The organism is Pseudomonas sp. GM78 (assembly GCF_000282475.1).
Classification (GTDB): Bacteria; Pseudomonadota; Gammaproteobacteria; order Pseudomonadales; family Pseudomonadaceae; genus Aquipseudomonas.
On record NZ_AKJF01000005.1, the window covers coordinates 13,033 to 29,059 of the forward strand.

Below are 16,027 nucleotides of genomic sequence, written 5' to 3' on the forward strand. Positions count from 1 at the left end.
ATGAGTGCAGTTGAAAGCGTCGGCCCACAAGCGTTGCCGGCACTGCAAGAACAAGTCGAGCAGATCATCGCTGAAGCCAAGCGACAGGGCGCCAGTGCCTGTGAAGTGGCGGTGTCCCTGGAGCAAGGCCTGTCGACCACGGTACGCCAGCGTGAAGTCGAAACCGTCGAATTCAATCGCGACCAGGGTTTTGGCATCACCTTGTACGTCGGTCAGCGCAAGGGCTCGGCCAGCACCTCCGCCAGTGGGCCGGAGGCGATTCGCGAAACCGTTGCCGCTGCGCTGGCCATTGCCAAACACACCTCGGAAGACGAAGCCTCGGGCCTGGCAGATGCCGCGCTGATGGCCAGGGATGTTCAGGATTTCGACCTGTTCCACCAATGGGACATCTCCCCGGAACAAGCGATCGAGCAGGCGCTGGCCTGTGAGGCCGCGGCGTTTGCCGCCGACAGCCGGATCAAGAATACCGATGGCACCACCCTGAGCACGCACCAGGGCTGCCGTGTCTACGGCAACAGCCACGGGTTTATCGGCGGTTATGCGTCGACCCGGCACAGCTTGAGTTGCGTGATGATCGCCGAGGCGGATGGCCAGATGCAGCGCGATTACTGGTACGACGTGAACCGCCAGGGCAACCTGCTGGCTGACCCGGTGAGTATCGGCCAACGTGCTGCGCAACGCGCGGCAAGCCGCCTGGGCGCGCGTCCGGTGCCGACCTGCGAAGTGCCGGTGCTGTTTTCCGCGGAGCTGGCCGGCGGCCTGTTCGGCAGCTTTCTCTCGGCGATTTCCGGTGGCAGCCTGTACCGCAAATCCTCGTTCCTCGAAGGCACGCTGGGTCAGAAACTGTTTCCGGAATGGCTGACCATCGACGAACGTCCGCACCTGATGCGAGCCCTGGGCAGTGCGGCGTTCGATGGCGATGGCCTGGCCACCTACGCCAAACCGTTCGTCGAAAAAGGCGAGCTGGTGTCCTACATTCTCGGCACCTACTCAGGCCGCAAGCTTGGCATGCCTAGCACCGCCAATGCCGGTGGCGTGCACAACCTGTTCGTCACCCATGGCGATGAGGACCAGGCTGCCTTGCTGCGTCGCATGGGCCGCGGCCTGCTGGTCACCGAATTGATGGGCCAGGGCCTGAACATGGTCACCGGTGATTACTCCCGCGGCGCGGCGGGTTACTGGGTCGAAAACGGCGAAATCCAGTTCGCGGTCCAGGAAGTGACCATCGCCGGCAACATGCGTGACATGTTCAAGCAGATCGTCGCCGTGGGTAATGACCTGGAACTGCGCAGCAACATTCGCACCGGCTCGGTGCTGATCGAGCGGATGACGGTGGCGGGCAGCTAAGCCTCACCGTTACACCAAAAGGCGCGCCACCCATCGGGTGGCGCGCTTTTTTTTATGCGCCTTACACCGAGCCCACATCGAGTGTGCGCCAGAGTCTCGCACTTGTTTTGGTTCTCATTATCATCTAATAATAAATCTCATTACCGAATGAGCCCCGGATCATGAGTTCTGCCTTGCACGAGCAGCCTTACCTCGAAAGCTGGCGCTGGATGAGTCGCCAGATCCGTTGCGCGATGGCTCCCGACGAGCCGCGCCTGATCGACCATTACCTGGCCGAAGGCCGGTACCTGGCCTGTTGCACGGCGACCTCACCCTGGACCGTCGCTGAAACTTCCTTCCGTCTGTTGCTCGACACCGCCGCCGATGTCGCGCTGCCTTGGCACTGGCGCACTTACTGCCTCGACCAGGCCTGGCGCCCGCTGCGCGAACTCGAGCGCCTCTCTCTGTGCAAATGCCGCCTCAAACGCTGGCAGAGCTACACCTGGCAACTGGCGACCTGCGAGTTGCAGCCTTCGATTCCCTTAACTGAACTGGTGCAAGGATATTCAGATGACCAAGACACGTATTGAGCGCGACAGCATGGGCGAGCTTCAGGTCCCGCAAGACGCCCTCTACGGCGCACAGACCCAACGTGCGGTGGATAATTTCCCGATCAGCGGCAAGCCGATGCCGGTGCAGTTCATTCGCGCGCTGATCCTGGCCAAGGCTGCCGCTGCCCGGGCCAACATCGAGCTCAAGCAGATCAGCGAGTCCCAGGGCAACGCTATCGCCCTGGCGGCGCAAGGCCTGCTCGAAGGCGATTTCATGCAGCATTTCCCGGTGGATGTTTTCCAGACCGGTTCCGGCACCAGTTCCAACATGAATGCCAATGAAGTGATCGCCACCCTGGCCAGCCGCCTGCTCGGCGAGCCCGTGAATCCCAACGATCACGTCAACTGCGGCCAAAGCAGCAACGACATCATCCCGACCACTATCCATGTCAGTGCCGCGCTGGCCTTGCACGAGCAGTTGTTGCCGGCCCTGACCGAGCTGGTACAGGTGATCGAGAGCAAGGCGCAAGAGGTGCATCACCACGTCAAGACCGGTCGCACCCACCTGATGGATGCCATGCCGGTGCGCATGAGCCAGGTACTCAATGGTTGGGCGCAACAGCTCAAGGCCAACATCGGCCATTTACAGAATCTGCTGCCAAGCCTGCAATCCCTGGCCCAGGGCGGCACGGCAGTGGGCACTGGCGTCAATGCGCATCCCGAATTCGCTGAGCGCTTCAGCCAACAGCTGAGCAAGCTGACCCAGGTGCAATTCACCCCTGGGGTGGACCTGTTTGCCTTGATCGGGTCGCAGGACACTGCCGTTGCCGTATCCGGCCAGCTCAAGGCCATCGCGGTTTCGCTGATGAAAATTGCCAACGACCTGCGCTGGATGAACTCCGGCCCCTTGGCCGGCCTGGGTGAGATAGAGCTCGAAGCCTTGCAGCCGGGGTCTTCGATCATGCCCGGCAAGGTCAACCCGGTGATCCCGGAGGCCACCGCCATGGTCGCCGCCCAGGTGATCGGCAACGACACGGTGATCACTATCGCCGGTCAGTCGGGCAATTTCGAGCTCAACGTGATGCTGCCAATCGTCGCCCAGAACCTGCTGAGCAGTATCGAATTGCTGGCCAACTCCAGCCGGCTGCTGGGTGAAAAGGCAATTGCCAGTTTCAGGGTCAATGAAGACCGGATCAAACAAGCGCTGTCGCGCAACCCGATCCTGGTGACCGCACTCAACCCGATCATTGGCTACCAGAAAGCCGCTGAAATCGCCAAGAAGGCGTATCAGCAGGGCCGCCCGGTGATCGATGTCGCGCTGGAGCACACGGACCTGTCGCGTAGTCAGCTGGAAGAGTTGCTCAACCCGGAAAAACTCACCGCTGGCGGCGTGTAAACACTACCACCGCTTTGGAGGCTCACCATGGAGCACTGGAAACGCACGATCGAAAGGGCAAATCGCTGTTTCATCTTGGGCGAGCTGGTCGATGCCCGCGAGGCTTACTTGCAGGCATTGGCCCTGGCCCAGGTGCTGTTCGAGCGCTGGGGAAATGCCGATGAAGCGGTGGCGGCCTGCGTGATTTCCCATCACAACCTGGCGGACCTGCATCTGCGCCTGAATCAGCCGGAGGAGAGCGCCGAGTATCTGTGCGCCATCCACCAGCGCCTGTTGCAAGCCATGCAGGACCCGCGACTGACCCCAGCCCTGCGCGAAGCCGCACTGCGCCAGAGCAACAAGACCTACGTCGAGCTACTGAATTTCATCAGCGAACACGGTGAATATCCACGCACCCATCGTTTGCTGCACATCGATGCTGCCTCACCCTCGCAACGACCTGCGCCTCACCCTCATGGAGTCCACTGAACATGGCTTTTACCCTGCCTGCCTTGCCGTATGCCTACGACGCCCTGGAACCGCACATCGATGCGCAGACCATGGAGATTCACTACACCAAGCACCATCAGACCTATATCAACAACCTGAACGCTGCTGTCGAGGGCACCGAGTTCGCCGAGTGGCCCGTGGAAAGGCTGGTGGCCGCCGTACAGCAACTGCCTGAGAAGCTCCGTGCGGCAGTGATCAATCAGGGTGGCGGCCACGCCAACCATTCACTGTTCTGGGAGGTCATGGCGCCCCGCGGCGGCGGTAAGCCCGAAGGCACGCTGGCCCGGGCCATCGACGAGCAACTGGGTGGCTTTGACAGTTTCAAGGAGGCTTTCACAAAGGCTGCGCTGAGCCGTTTCGGCAGTGGCTGGGCCTGGCTGAGCGTCACACCGCAAAAGACCCTGGTCGTGGAAAGCAGTGGCAACCAGGACAGTCCGTTGATGAACGGCAATACGCCGATCCTCGGCCTGGATGTGTGGGAGCACGCCTACTACCTGCAGTATCAGAACCGCCGTCCGGAATACATCGGCGCGTTCTACAACGTGATCAATTGGCCAGAAGTTGCTGCGCGCTATCAAGCTGCACTGGCCTGAGTGTTCAATAAAAACAACCCAAGGCTGATTATGGGCACTGAAACACTGGCGATCGGAAGTGGACGAATGTTTCGTTACGCATTTGGATCGCTGCTACTGCTAGCGGGCACGAGCTTGCTGGTTGCACACGGGCTGGCGTGGCTGGATCTGGAGCCGCGGCTATCGCGGGCGTTGCAGGGCGGTGCGATCTGCGCCTTGGGTACCGCGCTCGGGGCCGTACCGGTGCTGGTGATCCGGCGTATGCCCCAGGCACTCAGCGATACCCTGCTGGGCTTTGGTGCTGGCGTGATGCTCGCGGCGACAGCGTTTTCGCTGATCGTGCCGGGCATTGCCGCGGCAGAAAACCTCGGCATGACGCCGTGGGCAGCCAGCAGCCTGATCTGTTTCGGCATCATGCTCGGCGCGCTCGCTTTGTTCCTGGTGGATCGCAAGGTCTCGGGAGCTTCACCAGAAATGCTCATCGGTTCCGTGGAGCATCCGGTGATCCCGCCACGGATCTGGCTGTTCGTGTTTGCAATCATTGCCCATAACATCCCTGAAGGCATGGCGGTCGGCGTGTCGGCCGGTGGTGGTATGCCTGATGCCGACAGCCTGGCAATGGGCATTGCCTTGCAGGATGTGCCGGAAGGGTTGGTGATCGCGTTGGTCCTGGCCGGGGCAGGGATGTCGCGTTTCAAGGCTTTTTTGATTGGTGCAGCGTCAGGTTTGGTTGAGCCGGTGTTCGCGCTGTTGTGCGCGTGGCTGGTGAGCCTGGCTGAACTGTTGTTGCCTTTGGGTTTGGCGCTGGCGGCGGGGGCGATGCTGTTGGTGGTCACCCACGAAGTCATTCCCGAGTCGCGACGGCATGGTCACGACAAGCTGGCCAGCCTTGGGTTGCTGATCGGGTTTTGTTTGATGATGGTGATGGATACGGCGTTGGGCTGAGAAAAAGATCGTCCGAATGCGGCCCGAGCCTGCGGACGATCTTTTGACCTTTACTCGCCTTCGTCGAAGTAGTTGTTGATCAACGCCACCAGCGCATCCAGCGCTTCCTGTTCCTGCTCGCCTTCGGTACTCAGATGAATCCTGGTGCCCTTGCCGGCGGCCAGCATCATCATCGCCATGATGCTTTTACCATCGACGGTGGTTTCTGGCGTGCGTCCTACCCTGATCGTGCATTCCTTGAATTGACCAGCGACCCCAACGAATTTTGCCGAAGCGCGGGCATGCAGGCCCAGCTTGTTGATGATTTCGATTTCCAGAGCAGGCATCGCGATGTGAATCCTTTAGCTGAGGTCGCGGTGGCGAACCTGGACATTCTTCAGGGATTGCTGCAGGACCTGGCCAAGACGTTCAGTCAGGTAGACGGAGCGGTGATGGCCGCCGGTGCAGCCAATGGCAATGGTGACATAGGCACGGTTGCTGGCGGCAAAGCGTGGCAGCCATTTGAGCAAGTAAGTAGAAATGTCCTGGAACATCTCCTCGACATCGGGTTGCGCCGCCAGGTATTCGGCCACCGGTTGGTCGAGTCCGGACTGCTCGCGCAGTTCCGGCTTCCAGTAAGGATTGGGCAGGCAGCGCACATCGAATACCAGGTCGGCGTCGACCGGCATGCCGCGCTTGAACCCGAACGATTCCACGAGGAATGCCGTACCGGGTTCCGGCTGGTTCAGCAGGCGCAGCTTGAGGGTATCGCGCAGTTGATACAAATTCAGGCTGGTGGTGTTGATCTTGAGATCGGCAAGGTCGGCAATCGGTCCGAGCAGGGTGGTCTCGTCGTTGATCGCTTCAGCCAGTGAGCGGTTGGCATTGCTCAGCGGGTGCCGCCGACGGGTTTCCGAGAAACGTTTGAGCAGGGTTTCCTCGTCGGCGTCCAGATACAGGACATCGCACTGGATGTGGCGACTGCGAACTTCGGCCAGCAACTCGGGGAACCGCGACAGGTGACTTGGCAGGTTGCGAGCATCGATGGATACGGCAACCAACGGTTGTGCCAGCTCGGTGTGGATCAGAGCTCGCTCGGCCAGTTCGGGCAGCAACCCGGCAGGCAGGTTGTCAATGCAGTAGTAGCCGTTGTCCTCGAGGACGTCGAGGGCAGTACTTTTACCTGAGCCGGAACGACCGCTGACGATGATCAAGCGCATGATTAGTGACCGTTTTGCTCGTCCAGGACAACCTGATACAAGGCTTGATTGCTGGCAGCGTTGCGCAGTTTGTCACGCACGTCCTTGCGGTCGAGCATGCTGGCAATCTGGCGCAACAACTCCAGGTGCGCATCGGTAGCGGCTTCCGGGACCAGCAGCACAAACAGCAGGTCAACCGGGGCGCCGTCGATGGCGTCGAAATCGATGGGGGCATCCAGGTGCATCAAGGCGCTGATGGGTGCGTTGCAGCCCTTCAGGCGACAGTGGGGAATGGCGATGCCGTTGCCAAAACCGGTCGAGCCTAGTTTTTCGCGGGCAATCAAAGCCTCGAAGACATCTTGCATCTCCAGATCCGGCACTTCGCGATGGATAAGGTTGGCAATTTGCTCGAGGGCTTTCTTTTTACTGCCACCCGGCACGTTCACCAGGGAACGGCCGGGGGTCAGGATGCTTTCAAGTCGGATCATGGGTTGGGAGTGTTAACGACCCGTAGCGCCCTGGAGGAGGCTCTGGGTCTTTTCCTTATGCTTTTTGAGTTGTTTATCCAGCTTGTCGGTCAATGCGTCGATCGCCGCGTACATGTCGGTATGTTCCGCGTTGGCGACCACTTCATTGCCGGGAATATGCAGCGTGGCTTCGATTTTCTGCTTCAGCTTTTCGACCGTCATCGTGACCTGCACGTTAGTGATCTTGTCGAAATGTCGCTCCAATCGTTCGAGTTTTTCGCCGATGTAGGAGCGAAGAGGTTCGGTCACTTCCAGTTGGTGTCCACTGATGTTGACTTGCATACAGCTTCTCCTTCGTTGCCAGTGCATAAAGCGGCAGATCCAGATGATCTGCCACTGGAACGCTGTGGCGTGGCCCTACATCAACCGCTTGCGTTCGCTCGAAGGCGCGATCCCCAGGGATTCGCGGTACTTGGCGACGGTGCGGCGGGCCACCTGAATGCCTTGTGCCTCCAGTAAACCAGCGATCTTGCTGTCACTCAACGGCTTTTTCTGATTTTCCGCAGCTACCAGTTTTTTGATGATCGCGCGAATCGCCGTGGACGAGCATTCTCCGCCTTCGGAGGTGCTGACGTGGCTGGAGAAAAAGTATTTCAGTTCATAGATTCCCCGAGGGGTATGCATGAATTTCTGCGTGGTGACCCGTGAAATCGTCGACTCGTGCATGCCGACTGCTTCGGCGATGTCATGCAGGACCAATGGTTTCATGGCCTCGTCGCCGTACTCCAGGAAGCCGCGCTGATGCTCGACGATCTGCGTGGCCACTTTCATCAGGGTTTCGTTGCGGCTTTGCAGGCTCTTGATGAACCAGCGGGCTTCCTGCAGCTGATTGCGCATGAAGGTGTTGTCGGCGCTGGTGTCGGCACGGCGAACGAACCCTGCATACTGGGCGTTGACCCGCAGGCGAGGCACCGACTCCTGGTTGAGCTCCACCAGCCAGCGTTCGTTGTCCTTGCGCACGATCACGTCGGGAACCACGTATTCGGCTTCGGTCGACTCGATTTGCGAGCCCGGGCGCGGATTGAGGCTCTGGACCAGTTCGATGACCTGGCGCAGTTCATCTTCCTTGAGCTTCATGCGGCGCATCAGCTGGCTGTAGTCGCGGCTACCGAGCAAGTCGATGTAGTCGGTGACCAGGCGCTTGGCTTCGGCCAGCCACGGTGTCTTGGCGGGTAGCTGGCGCAATTGCAGCAGCAGGCATTCGCCCAGGTTGCGCGCACCGATACCGGCGGGTTCGAATTGCTGGATGCGGTGCAGGACGGCTTCGATTTCGTCCAGTTCGATGTCCAGTTCCGGATCGAAGGCTTCGAGGATTTCCTCCAGCGTCTCGTCCAGATAACCCTGGTTGTTGATGCAGTCGATCAGGGTCACGGCGATCAGGCGATCGGTGTCGGACATCGGTGCCAGGTTCAATTGCCACAACAGGTGGCTTTGCAGGCTCTCGCCGGCCGATGTGCGGGTGGTGAAATCCCACTCGTCGTCATCGTTGCTCGGCAGGCTGCTGGCGCTGGTCTGGTAGACGTCTTCCCAGGCGGTGTCGACAGGCAGTTCGTTGGGGATGCGCTCGTTCCAGTCGCCTTCCTCGATGTTATCGACGGTCGGGGCGCTTTCCTGGTAAGAGGGTTCCTGGATGTCGGTACTGGGCTTGTGTTCGGCGTTGTCGGCCAGTGGGTCGGAATTGTCGAAGTCGTCGCCTTCTTCCTGGCGCTCGAGCATCGGATTGGACTCCAGGGCCTCCTGGATTTCCTGTTGCAGGTCCAGGGTCGACAATTGGAGCAGGCGGATGGCCTGTTGCAGCTGCGGTGTCATCGTCAGCTGCTGGCCCATTCTCAAGACTAGCGATGGTTTCATGGCAGGGGCTTAACACCTTATTCGCCGGCGCACATGCGCCATCCACTACAGGGCGCCGGAGCGCCAAACTTAAGCAAATTATATGCCCGAAACTGCGGCGTTTGCCTAGAGCGCTGTAACAATAAAAAAAGATTGATTTTTTATTGCGGCAAGCGCTCGGTCGACCCGCCGGACACCGCGATGCTTACAGGCGGAATTCATGCCCCAGGTACACTTCCTTCACCAGGTCGTTGGCCAGGATGGTTTCAGCGTCGCCTTCGGCGATCAGTTGGCCATCGTTGACAATATAGGCGGTTTCGCAGATATCCAGGGTTTCACGGACGTTGTGGTCGGTGATCAGCACGCCGATCCCCTTCGCCTTGAGGTGGTGGATGATCTGCTTGATGTCGCCTACCGAGATCGGGTCCACGCCGGCGAACGGTTCGTCGAGCAGGATGAATTTCGGGTTGGTGGCCAGTGCCCGGGCGATTTCCACACGGCGGCGCTCGCCACCGGACAGGCTCATGCCGAGGTTGTCGCGGATGTGGCTGATGTGGAACTCCTGCAGCAGGCTTTCCAGTTCCTTGCGACGACCGGCCTTGTCGAGCTCCTTGCGGGTCTCGAGGATGGCCATGATGTTGTCGGCCACCGAGAGTTTGCGGAAGATCGATGCTTCTTGCGGCAGATAGCCGATACCCGCCTTGGCGCGACCGTGCATCGGCTGGTGGCTGACATCGAGGTCATCGATCAGTACGCGGCCCTGATCGGCCTGTACCAGGCCGACGATCATGTAGAAGCAGGTGGTCTTGCCGGCGCCGTTGGGGCCGAGCAGGCCGACGATCTGGCCGCTGTCGATGGACAGGCTGACGTCACGCACGACCTGGCGGCTCTTGTAGCTCTTGGCCAGGTGCTGGGCTTTCAGAGTTGCCATTACGGGGCCTTTTGCTCGTCGGTTTTCTTTTTCGGCTGGATCACCATATCGATGCGCGGACGCGATTCGGTCACCTTGCTGCCCGTGGCGCGACCGGCGCTGGCCAGCTTCTTCTCGGTGTCATAGACGATTTTCTCGCCTTGAGTGACGTTGTTGTCCTTGTCGATGACCTTGGCGCGATCAATCAGCACGACACGATTTTGCTTGGCGAGGTACTGGATGGTCACACCCCATCCCTGCACTGGCTTGGTGTCGCCAGCGGTCTGCAGTTGCTCGAAGTAGGCCAGGTTGCCAACCGAGGTCACCACATCGATGTCGCCATCGGGGGCGCGGGTCATGGTCACCTTGTTGCCGGTAACCTTCATCGAGCCCTGGGTGATGATCACATCGCCCGTATAGGTGGCTACACCATTCTTGTCGTCCAGTTGGGCGTCGTCGGCCTGAATGCGAATTGGCTGCTGCTGATCGTTCGGCAGAGCCCAGGCGCTCACGCTTCCCAGTGCTGCGCCCAGACTGAGCAAAATAGGGAGGGTTTTAACGAGCCTCATACTGTCCTCTTACGTTCGATAGCAGGTGTATCCTGCTTTCTTTCAAATACGCCTTCATTCCCTTGCCAGTCGATACACCGCCAGCGCCGTCGATTCTAACGTCTTGCTCGGTCTGCGCATATTGCTGCTGCGGGAACACGGTCATGCGAGTGGTGGTAATCAGCGTCCTGCGGTTTTTTTCGTCGAAACGGGTAATGCGCACCGAATCGATCAATTCGACCTGCGTGCCGTCGGGATTGACTTCGCCTTTTTCGCTCTGGACGTGCCACGGGAACTCGGTGCCCCGGAACATGTTCAGGTCAGGGTTGGTCAACAGCGTCACTTCGGTGGCTTTCAGGTGCTCGACCTTGTCCGACGTCATCTCGTATTGCAGTCTGCCGTCCGGCAGGAACTGCACGCTGTGGGCGTTGGTGGCGTAATAGTCGATAGCGCTCTCATCGACGTGCACTACCGGCTTGTCGAGAAAGCGTTCCGGGCTGATGTTCCAGTAGCCGACCGCAGCGAAAATCGCCGTGATGCTACCGAACAGCAGAGTGTTGCGAATCTTTTTACTCAGCATGATCTGGCTCACAGGTACGCGGCATTGGCCTCGTCGAGGCGGCCTTGGGCGCGCAGGATCAATTCGCAGAATTCACGTGCGGCACCTTCACCCCCGCGGGCTTGGGTTATGCCGTGAGCGTGCTCGCGCACGAAGCTGGCGGCGTTGGCCACTGCCATGCCCAGGCCAACGCGGCGGATCACTGGCAGGTCCGGTAAATCGTCACCGAGGTAGGCGACCTGCTCATAGCTTAGGCCGAGTTGGGCAAGAAGCTCGTCGAGCACCACCAGTTTGTCTTCGCGACCCTGATACAGGTGGGGAATGCCGAGGTTCTTCGCGCGTCGTTCGACCACCGGGGTTTTGCGGCCGCTGATGATCGCGGTCTGCACGCCGGCCGCCATCAGCATCTTGATGCCCTGGCCGTCGAGGGTGTTGAACGTCTTGAATTCGCTGCCGTCTTCGAGGAAGTACAGGCGCCCGTCTGTCAGGACGCCATCGACATCGAACACCGCCAGTTTGATTTGTTGGCCGCGTTCCAGCAGGTCCATGCTCATTACATTACTCCCGCACGCAGCAAGTCGTGCATGTTCAGGGCGCCGACCGGGCGATCTTCGCTGTCGACCACGACCAGCGCGTTTATTTTGTGATCTTCCATTATCTTCAGGGCCTCGGCGGCGAGCATTTCGGCACGGGCGGTCTTGCCATGGGTGGTCATGACCTGGTCGATAGTGGCGCTGTGGATATCGATGCTGCGGTCCAGCGTGCGACGCAAGTCACCGTCGGTGAAGATCCCGGCCAGCTTGCCGTCAGCCTCGAGTACCACGGTCATGCCCAGGCCCTTGCGGGTCATTTCCATCAGCGCATCCTTGAGCAGGGTGCCGCGCTGTACTTGCGGCAGCTCTTGCCCGGCGTGCATGACGTTTTCCACTTTCAGCAGCAGGCGTCGGCCCAGTGCACCGCCCGGGTGGGAAAAGGCGAAATCCTCGGCGGTAAAACCGCGAGCTTCCAGCAACGCGACGGCCAAGGCATCGCCCATGACCAGCGCGGCGGTCGTTGACGAGGTGGGCGCCAGGTTCAGCGGGCAGGCCTCATGCTCGACCTGCACATTCAGGTTGACCTCGGCCGCCTTGGCGAGTGGCGAGTCGGGCTTGCCGGTCATGCTGATCAGCTGGATGCCCAGGCGCTTGATGAGCGGCAGCAGGGTGACGATTTCATTGGTTGAGCCGGAGTTCGACAGCGCCAGGATGATGTCGTCGCGGGTGATCATGCCCATGTCGCCATGGCTGGCTTCGGCAGGATGCACAAAAAAGGCCGTGGTGCCGGTACTGGCCAGGGTAGCGGCAATCTTGTTGCCGATGTGCCCCGATTTGCCCATGCCTACCACGACGACACGCCCTTTGCTGGTCAGAATCATTTCGCAGGCGCGCACGAAATCCCCGTCGATACGGGGCAGCAAGCCTTGAACGGCTTCCAGTTCGAGGCGGATGGTGCGTTGTGCTGACTTGATCAGGTCGTTGGATTGGCTCATTTCGAAAATATTTAGCCTGGTGAAAAGGCGGCGATTATAGCCGGTATGGTTGAAACCCTCACGCAAGTTCGTTGCCCATTGTCATTCCTTGTAACCGAATCCCCTCTAGATGGAGCTTCCTGGCTGTCATGCTGCTGAACATGGCCCGGCATTGGCCTTGGGCGCGTGACGCTTGCAGTGATATAGTTCGCCGCCAGTTCGGCCCGCCCGGGAAGTATGTGCTTTTGTCAGGAAGCCAGGCGTCCGAGTGTGAGGCTGCATCGCAAGGAGTTTAGATGAGTGCCGATAACGCCTACGCGGTCGAGCTGAAGGGACTGACCTTCAAGCGCGGTGCGCGCAGCATTTTCAATAACATTGATATCCGTATTCCGCGCGGCAAGGTCACCGGCATCATGGGACCTTCCGGGTGTGGCAAGACCACGCTCTTGCGCTTGATGGGCGCGCAGTTGCGGCCTGCCAGTGGCGAAGTCTGGGTCAATGGTCAGAACCTGCCGGCGCTGTCGCGCAGTGATCTGTTCGATGCACGCAAGCACATGGGTGTGCTGTTTCAGAGTGGCGCACTGTTTACCGACCTCGATGTCTTCGAGAACGTCGCGTTTCCGTTGCGCGTTCATACCGGGCTGCCCGAAGAAATGATCCGCGACATCGTCCTGCTCAAATTGCAGGCCGTTGGGTTGCGCGGCGCCATCGACCTGATGCCCGACGAATTGTCCGGCGGCATGAAGCGTCGCGTCGCGCTAGCGCGGGCGATTGCGCTCGATCCGCAGATTCTCATGTATGACGAGCCCTTTGTCGGCCAGGATCCCATCGCCATGGGCGTACTGGTGCGCCTGATCCGCTTGCTCAACGATGCGCTGGGCATTACCAGTATCGTGGTTTCCCATGACCTGGCTGAAACCGCCAGCATCGCCGACTACATCTATGTGGTGGGCGACGGGCAGGTGTTGGGCCAGGGCACACCCGACGAGTTGATGAACTCGGACGAGCCGCGTATCCGTCAATTCATGACAGGCGAGCCCGACGGTCCGGTCGCCTATCACTTTCCAGCGACGGATTACCGCGCAGATCTTCTGGGGAAGCGTTGATGCGCAAGATTTCGCTTTTGGAAAGGGTGCGCCGGTTCGGCCACGCCGGCATCGACGTACTGGCGGTGTTCGGGCGCTCTTCGCTTTTTCTGTTTCACGCACTGCTGGGGCGTGGAGGCATCGGTGGCGGGTTTGGCCTCCTGGTCAAGCAACTGCATTCGGTGGGGGTGATGTCCCTGGTGATCATCGTGGTCTCCGGGATATTCATCGGCATGGTGCTGGCGCTGCAAGGCTTCAATATCCTGTCCAGCTACGGTTCGGAGCAGGCGGTGGGGCAGATGGTGGCGCTGACGCTGCTGCGTGAACTGGGGCCGGTGGTGACTGCATTGCTGTTCGCCGGGCGTGCCGGTTCGGCGCTGACGGCGGAAATCGGCAACATGAAGTCCACCGAACAGCTCTCCAGCCTGGAAATGATCGGGGTGGATCCGCTCAAGTACATCATTGCCCCGCGCTTGTGGGCCGGCTTCATTTCCTTGCCGGTGCTGGCGATGATTTTCAGCGTGGTGGGTATCTGGGGTGGTTCCTGGGTGGCCGTCGACTGGCTGGGTGTGTATGAAGGCTCCTACTGGTCGAACATGCAGAACAGCGTGACCTTTGCCGACGATGTGCTCAACGGCATCATCAAAAGCATGGTCTTCGCCTTCGTCGTGACCTGGATCGCCGTATTCCAAGGCTATGACTGCGAGCCCACTTCAGAGGGGATCAGTCGTGCCACTACCAAGACCGTGGTGTATGCCTCTTTGGCTGTGCTCGGCCTGGACTTTATTCTGACCGCCTTGATGTTTGGAGATTTCTGATGCAAAACCGCACCCTGGAAATCGGTGTCGGCCTTTTCTTGCTGGCTGGCATCCTGGCTTTGCTGTTGCTGGCGTTGCGGGTCAGTGGACTGTCCCCGAGCCCGAGCACCGAAACCTATAAACTTTATGCGTATTTCGACAATATCGCCGGTTTGACTGTCAGAGCTAAAGTGACCATGGCCGGTGTGACCATCGGCAAGGTCACGGCAATCGATCTGGACCGCGACAGTTTCACCGGTCGGGTGACCATGCAGCTGGAGAAGCGTGTAGATAATCTACCGGCAGACTCCACTGCATCTATCCTGACCGCTGGCCTGTTGGGCGAGAAGTACATCGGTATCAGTGTGGGTGGGGAAGAAGCCCTGCTCAAGGATGGTGGGACCATCCACGACACCCAGTCGTCGCTGGTGCTCGAGGACCTGATCGGTAAATTCCTGCTCAATACCGTTAGCAAAGACGCCAAATGAGGAGCTTTTGAATGATCTCTACCTTGCGACGTGGCCTGTTGGTTCTGCTCGCGGCCTTGCCGTTGGTGGCCAACGCCGTGGCGGCGCCTACCGCGCACGAGCTGGTTCAGGACACCACCAACCGCTTGCTGGCCGACCTGGCCGCCAACAAAGAGAAGTACAAACAGGATCCGCAGGACTTCTATGCGGCGCTCAACAGCATTGTCGGGCCTGTGGTGGATGCCGAAGGTATTTCCAAAAGCATCATGACGGTCAAGTACTCGCGCAAAGCTACGCCTGCGCAAATGAAGACCTTTGAAGAAAACTTCAAGAAGGGCCTGTTCCAGTTCTATGGCAATGCCTTGCTCGAATACAACAACCAGGGCATCACCGTTGATCCTGCCAAGGACGAGTCGGGCGAGCGTACGAGCGTCGGCATGACGGTCAAGGGCAGCAATGGCGCGATCTATCCTGTGTCCTACACACTGGAAAAGGTCGGTGGCGAGTGGAAACTGCGTAACGTCATCATCAACGGCATCAACATTGGCAAGTTGTTCCGTGATCAGTTCGCTGATGCGATGCAGCGCAATGGCAACGACCTGGACAAAACCATCAATGGTTGGGCCGGGGAAGTCGCCAAGGCCAAGGAATCCACCGAGAAACAGACCCAATGAGTGAGGCGGCGGTCCGCATGGACGAAGCCGGCGAGCTGCGGCTAAGCGGTGTGCTGGATTATCGCACCGGCCCTGAGCTGCGCCAGCAGGGTCAGGCACTGATCAGCGCCAGCAAGGCCGCGGCCGTGGTGGTCGATTGTTCGGCGGTGGAGAAATCCAGCAGCGTCGGTCTGTCGTTGCTGTTGTGTTTCATGCGTGATGCCCAGGCGGCCGGCAAGGCGCTGAGCATCCGCGGGATGCCAGAAGACATGCGCGAAATCGCTCAGGTCAGTGAACTGACCGAGCTGTTGGCGCATCCCTAACCCGCATCTATGAACAAGCCCCCCGTCAGAGTCCTGCTTAGCGGGGTTCGCAGGCGCGGGGCTTTTTTGTATGATGTCCGACCCGCGCGCACAGGGCGCCGATTGAGGTTGAGCATGCAGGCCGTAGAAGTGAAGAGCTTCCTTGAAGGAAAGCTGCCCGGAACGAAGGTGGAAGTCGAGGGCGAAGGCTGCAATTTCCAGCTGAACGTGATTAGCGATGAACTGGCGGCGTTGAGCCCGGTGAAGCGTCAGCAGCAGATCTATGCCCATTTGAACCCATGGATCACCGATGGCAGCATCCATGCTGTCACTATGAAATTTTTCAGCAGCGCGGCCTGGGCCGAGCGCACCTGAGCCCAAGGGC

General features: G+C 59.6%; 22 protein-coding genes. 12 read left to right on the plus strand and 10 right to left on the minus strand.

What is annotated here, in order from left to right; translation table 11 throughout:
- The 6 genes from pmbA to PMI35_RS31965 all read left to right on the plus strand — a co-directional run bounded on the left by pmbA (position 1) and on the right by PMI35_RS31965 (position 5,279).
- On the plus strand, positions 1-1,347 hold the full coding sequence (gene pmbA / locus PMI35_RS31990) for a metalloprotease PmbA (protein WP_008054355.1): 1,347 nt from the start codon (positions 1-3) through the stop codon (positions 1,345-1,347).
- Positions 1,348-1,508: 161 nt separating this feature from the next.
- Positions 1,509-1,916, plus strand: coding sequence for a hypothetical protein (locus PMI35_RS31985; RefSeq protein ID WP_008054356.1), 408 nt, complete (start codon positions 1,509-1,511; stop codon positions 1,914-1,916).
- Positions 1,897-3,273, plus strand: a complete 1,377-nt coding sequence (locus PMI35_RS31980) for a class II fumarate hydratase (RefSeq protein WP_008054358.1) — start codon at positions 1,897-1,899, stop codon at positions 3,271-3,273. The genes PMI35_RS31985 and PMI35_RS31980 overlap by 20 nt, the downstream gene beginning before the upstream one ends.
- Before the next feature lie 27 nt (positions 3,274-3,300).
- The gene (locus PMI35_RS31975) at positions 3,301-3,741 is read left to right on the plus strand and encodes a hypothetical protein (RefSeq protein WP_008054359.1); all 441 of its coding nucleotides are present in this window, start codon (positions 3,301-3,303) and stop codon (positions 3,739-3,741) included.
- 2 nt (positions 3,742-3,743) lie between these two features.
- Positions 3,744-4,355, plus strand: coding sequence for a superoxide dismutase (locus tag PMI35_RS31970; RefSeq protein WP_008054360.1), 612 nt, complete (start codon positions 3,744-3,746; stop codon positions 4,353-4,355).
- A gap of 30 nt (positions 4,356-4,385) precedes the next feature.
- A complete protein-coding gene (locus tag PMI35_RS31965; RefSeq protein ID WP_008054361.1) occupies positions 4,386-5,279 on the plus strand; it encodes a ZIP family metal transporter in 894 nt (297 codons plus the stop codon).
- A gap of 50 nt (positions 5,280-5,329) precedes the next feature.
- Here the strand turns inward: PMI35_RS31965 and PMI35_RS31960 are convergent, their stop codons facing one another.
- The 10 genes from PMI35_RS31960 to PMI35_RS31915 all read right to left on the minus strand — a co-directional run bounded on the left by PMI35_RS31960 (position 5,330) and on the right by PMI35_RS31915 (position 12,359).
- Positions 5,330-5,605: an HPr family phosphocarrier protein gene (locus tag PMI35_RS31960; protein ID WP_008054362.1), complete on the minus strand. Its 276-nt coding sequence runs from the start codon at positions 5,603-5,605 to the stop codon at positions 5,330-5,332.
- 15 nt (positions 5,606-5,620) lie between these two features.
- Positions 5,621-6,478, minus strand: a complete 858-nt coding sequence (gene rapZ, locus PMI35_RS31955; protein WP_008054363.1) for an RNase adapter RapZ — start codon at positions 6,476-6,478, stop codon at positions 5,621-5,623.
- A 2-nt stretch (positions 6,479-6,480) separates the two neighbouring features.
- Positions 6,481-6,945 (minus strand): PTS IIA-like nitrogen regulatory protein PtsN, encoded by a 465-nt coding sequence (gene ptsN, locus PMI35_RS31950; RefSeq protein WP_008054364.1) that lies wholly within the window; start codon positions 6,943-6,945, stop codon positions 6,481-6,483.
- Positions 6,946-6,957: 12 nt separating this feature from the next.
- Positions 6,958-7,266: a ribosome hibernation-promoting factor, HPF/YfiA family gene (gene hpf / locus PMI35_RS31945; RefSeq protein WP_008018717.1), complete on the minus strand. Its 309-nt coding sequence runs from the start codon at positions 7,264-7,266 to the stop codon at positions 6,958-6,960.
- 75 nt (positions 7,267-7,341) lie between these two features.
- Positions 7,342-8,835: an RNA polymerase factor sigma-54 gene (locus tag PMI35_RS31940; protein ID WP_032831235.1), complete on the minus strand. Its 1,494-nt coding sequence runs from the start codon at positions 8,833-8,835 to the stop codon at positions 7,342-7,344.
- A gap of 184 nt (positions 8,836-9,019) precedes the next feature.
- Positions 9,020-9,745, minus strand: coding sequence for an LPS export ABC transporter ATP-binding protein (gene lptB / locus PMI35_RS31935; protein ID WP_008054366.1), 726 nt, complete (start codon positions 9,743-9,745; stop codon positions 9,020-9,022).
- Positions 9,745-10,293, minus strand: a complete 549-nt coding sequence (gene lptA / locus PMI35_RS31930; RefSeq protein WP_008054367.1) for a lipopolysaccharide transport periplasmic protein LptA — start codon at positions 10,291-10,293, stop codon at positions 9,745-9,747. Before lptA ends, lptB begins: the two co-directional genes overlap by 1 nt.
- Positions 10,280-10,852, minus strand: a complete 573-nt coding sequence (lptC, locus tag PMI35_RS31925) for an LPS export ABC transporter periplasmic protein LptC (protein WP_008054368.1) — start codon at positions 10,850-10,852, stop codon at positions 10,280-10,282. Before lptC ends, lptA begins: the two co-directional genes overlap by 14 nt.
- 8 nt (positions 10,853-10,860) lie before the next feature.
- Entirely contained in the window at positions 10,861-11,385 is a 525-nt protein-coding gene (locus tag PMI35_RS31920) for a KdsC family phosphatase (protein WP_008054369.1), read from the minus strand.
- Entirely contained in the window at positions 11,385-12,359 is a 975-nt protein-coding gene (locus PMI35_RS31915; protein ID WP_008054370.1) for a KpsF/GutQ family sugar-phosphate isomerase, read from the minus strand. The genes PMI35_RS31920 and PMI35_RS31915 overlap by 1 nt, the downstream gene beginning before the upstream one ends.
- Before the next feature lie 275 nt (positions 12,360-12,634).
- Between PMI35_RS31915 and PMI35_RS31910 the strand changes: the two genes are divergently transcribed.
- The 6 genes from PMI35_RS31910 (at position 12,635) to PMI35_RS31885 (ending at position 16,017) form a co-directional block, all read left to right on the plus strand.
- The gene (locus PMI35_RS31910; RefSeq protein WP_008054371.1) at positions 12,635-13,444 is read left to right on the plus strand and encodes an ATP-binding cassette domain-containing protein; all 810 of its coding nucleotides are present in this window, start codon (positions 12,635-12,637) and stop codon (positions 13,442-13,444) included.
- Entirely contained in the window at positions 13,444-14,241 is a 798-nt protein-coding gene (mlaE, locus tag PMI35_RS31905; protein ID WP_008054372.1) for a lipid asymmetry maintenance ABC transporter permease subunit MlaE, read from the plus strand. The genes PMI35_RS31910 and mlaE overlap by 1 nt, the downstream gene beginning before the upstream one ends.
- Positions 14,241-14,708, plus strand: coding sequence for an outer membrane lipid asymmetry maintenance protein MlaD (mlaD, locus tag PMI35_RS31900; protein WP_008054374.1), 468 nt, complete (start codon positions 14,241-14,243; stop codon positions 14,706-14,708). Before mlaE ends, mlaD begins: the two co-directional genes overlap by 1 nt.
- Before the next feature lie 11 nt (positions 14,709-14,719).
- Positions 14,720-15,361 (plus strand): MlaC/ttg2D family ABC transporter substrate-binding protein, encoded by a 642-nt coding sequence (locus PMI35_RS31895; RefSeq protein WP_008054375.1) that lies wholly within the window; start codon positions 14,720-14,722, stop codon positions 15,359-15,361.
- On the plus strand, positions 15,358-15,663 hold the full coding sequence (locus tag PMI35_RS31890; protein ID WP_008054377.1) for an STAS domain-containing protein: 306 nt from the start codon (positions 15,358-15,360) through the stop codon (positions 15,661-15,663). The genes PMI35_RS31895 and PMI35_RS31890 overlap by 4 nt, the downstream gene beginning before the upstream one ends.
- A gap of 114 nt (positions 15,664-15,777) precedes the next feature.
- The gene (locus tag PMI35_RS31885; RefSeq protein ID WP_008054378.1) at positions 15,778-16,017 is read left to right on the plus strand and encodes a BolA family protein; all 240 of its coding nucleotides are present in this window, start codon (positions 15,778-15,780) and stop codon (positions 16,015-16,017) included.
- Positions 16,018-16,027 lie beyond the last annotated feature (10 nt).

What these genes read in the sequence shown, in the direction of transcription:
- ptsN (WP_008054364.1), bottom strand. Translation starts at nt 6,945, where the DNA reads ATGATCCGACTTGAAAGCATCCTGACCCCCGGCCGTTCCCTGGTGAAC.
- PMI35_RS31940 (WP_032831235.1), bottom strand. Translation starts at nt 8,835, where the DNA reads ATGAAACCATCGCTAGTCTTGAGAATGGGCCAGCAGCTGACGATGACA.
- mlaD (WP_008054374.1), top strand. Translation starts at nt 14,241, where the DNA reads ATGCAAAACCGCACCCTGGAAATCGGTGTCGGCCTTTTCTTGCTGGCT.
- mlaE (WP_008054372.1), top strand. Translation starts at nt 13,444, where the DNA reads ATGCGCAAGATTTCGCTTTTGGAAAGGGTGCGCCGGTTCGGCCACGCC.
- PMI35_RS31985 (WP_008054356.1), top strand. Translation starts at nt 1,509, where the DNA reads ATGAGTTCTGCCTTGCACGAGCAGCCTTACCTCGAAAGCTGGCGCTGG.
- lptC (WP_008054368.1), bottom strand. Translation starts at nt 10,852, where the DNA reads ATGCTGAGTAAAAAGATTCGCAACACTCTGCTGTTCGGTAGCATCACG.
- pmbA (WP_008054355.1), top strand. Translation starts at nt 1, where the DNA reads ATGAGTGCAGTTGAAAGCGTCGGCCCACAAGCGTTGCCGGCACTGCAA.
- PMI35_RS31890 (WP_008054377.1), top strand. Translation starts at nt 15,358, where the DNA reads ATGAGTGAGGCGGCGGTCCGCATGGACGAAGCCGGCGAGCTGCGGCTA.
- PMI35_RS31895 (WP_008054375.1), top strand. Translation starts at nt 14,720, where the DNA reads ATGATCTCTACCTTGCGACGTGGCCTGTTGGTTCTGCTCGCGGCCTTG.
- lptB (WP_008054366.1), bottom strand. Translation starts at nt 9,745, where the DNA reads ATGGCAACTCTGAAAGCCCAGCACCTGGCCAAGAGCTACAAGAGCCGC.
- PMI35_RS31965 (WP_008054361.1), top strand. Translation starts at nt 4,386, where the DNA reads ATGGGCACTGAAACACTGGCGATCGGAAGTGGACGAATGTTTCGTTAC.
- PMI35_RS31920 (WP_008054369.1), bottom strand. Translation starts at nt 11,385, where the DNA reads ATGAGCATGGACCTGCTGGAACGCGGCCAACAAATCAAACTGGCGGTG.
- lptA (WP_008054367.1), bottom strand. Translation starts at nt 10,293, where the DNA reads ATGAGGCTCGTTAAAACCCTCCCTATTTTGCTCAGTCTGGGCGCAGCA.
- PMI35_RS31915 (WP_008054370.1), bottom strand. Translation starts at nt 12,359, where the DNA reads ATGAGCCAATCCAACGACCTGATCAAGTCAGCACAACGCACCATCCGC.
- PMI35_RS31980 (WP_008054358.1), top strand. Translation starts at nt 1,897, where the DNA reads ATGACCAAGACACGTATTGAGCGCGACAGCATGGGCGAGCTTCAGGTC.
- PMI35_RS31975 (WP_008054359.1), top strand. Translation starts at nt 3,301, where the DNA reads ATGGAGCACTGGAAACGCACGATCGAAAGGGCAAATCGCTGTTTCATC.
- PMI35_RS31960 (WP_008054362.1), bottom strand. Translation starts at nt 5,605, where the DNA reads ATGCCTGCTCTGGAAATCGAAATCATCAACAAGCTGGGCCTGCATGCC.
- PMI35_RS31910 (WP_008054371.1), top strand. Translation starts at nt 12,635, where the DNA reads ATGAGTGCCGATAACGCCTACGCGGTCGAGCTGAAGGGACTGACCTTC.
- PMI35_RS31885 (WP_008054378.1), top strand. Translation starts at nt 15,778, where the DNA reads ATGCAGGCCGTAGAAGTGAAGAGCTTCCTTGAAGGAAAGCTGCCCGGA.
- PMI35_RS31970 (WP_008054360.1), top strand. Translation starts at nt 3,744, where the DNA reads ATGGCTTTTACCCTGCCTGCCTTGCCGTATGCCTACGACGCCCTGGAA.
- rapZ (WP_008054363.1), bottom strand. Translation starts at nt 6,478, where the DNA reads ATGCGCTTGATCATCGTCAGCGGTCGTTCCGGCTCAGGTAAAAGTACT.
- hpf (WP_008018717.1), bottom strand. Translation starts at nt 7,266, where the DNA reads ATGCAAGTCAACATCAGTGGACACCAACTGGAAGTGACCGAACCTCTT.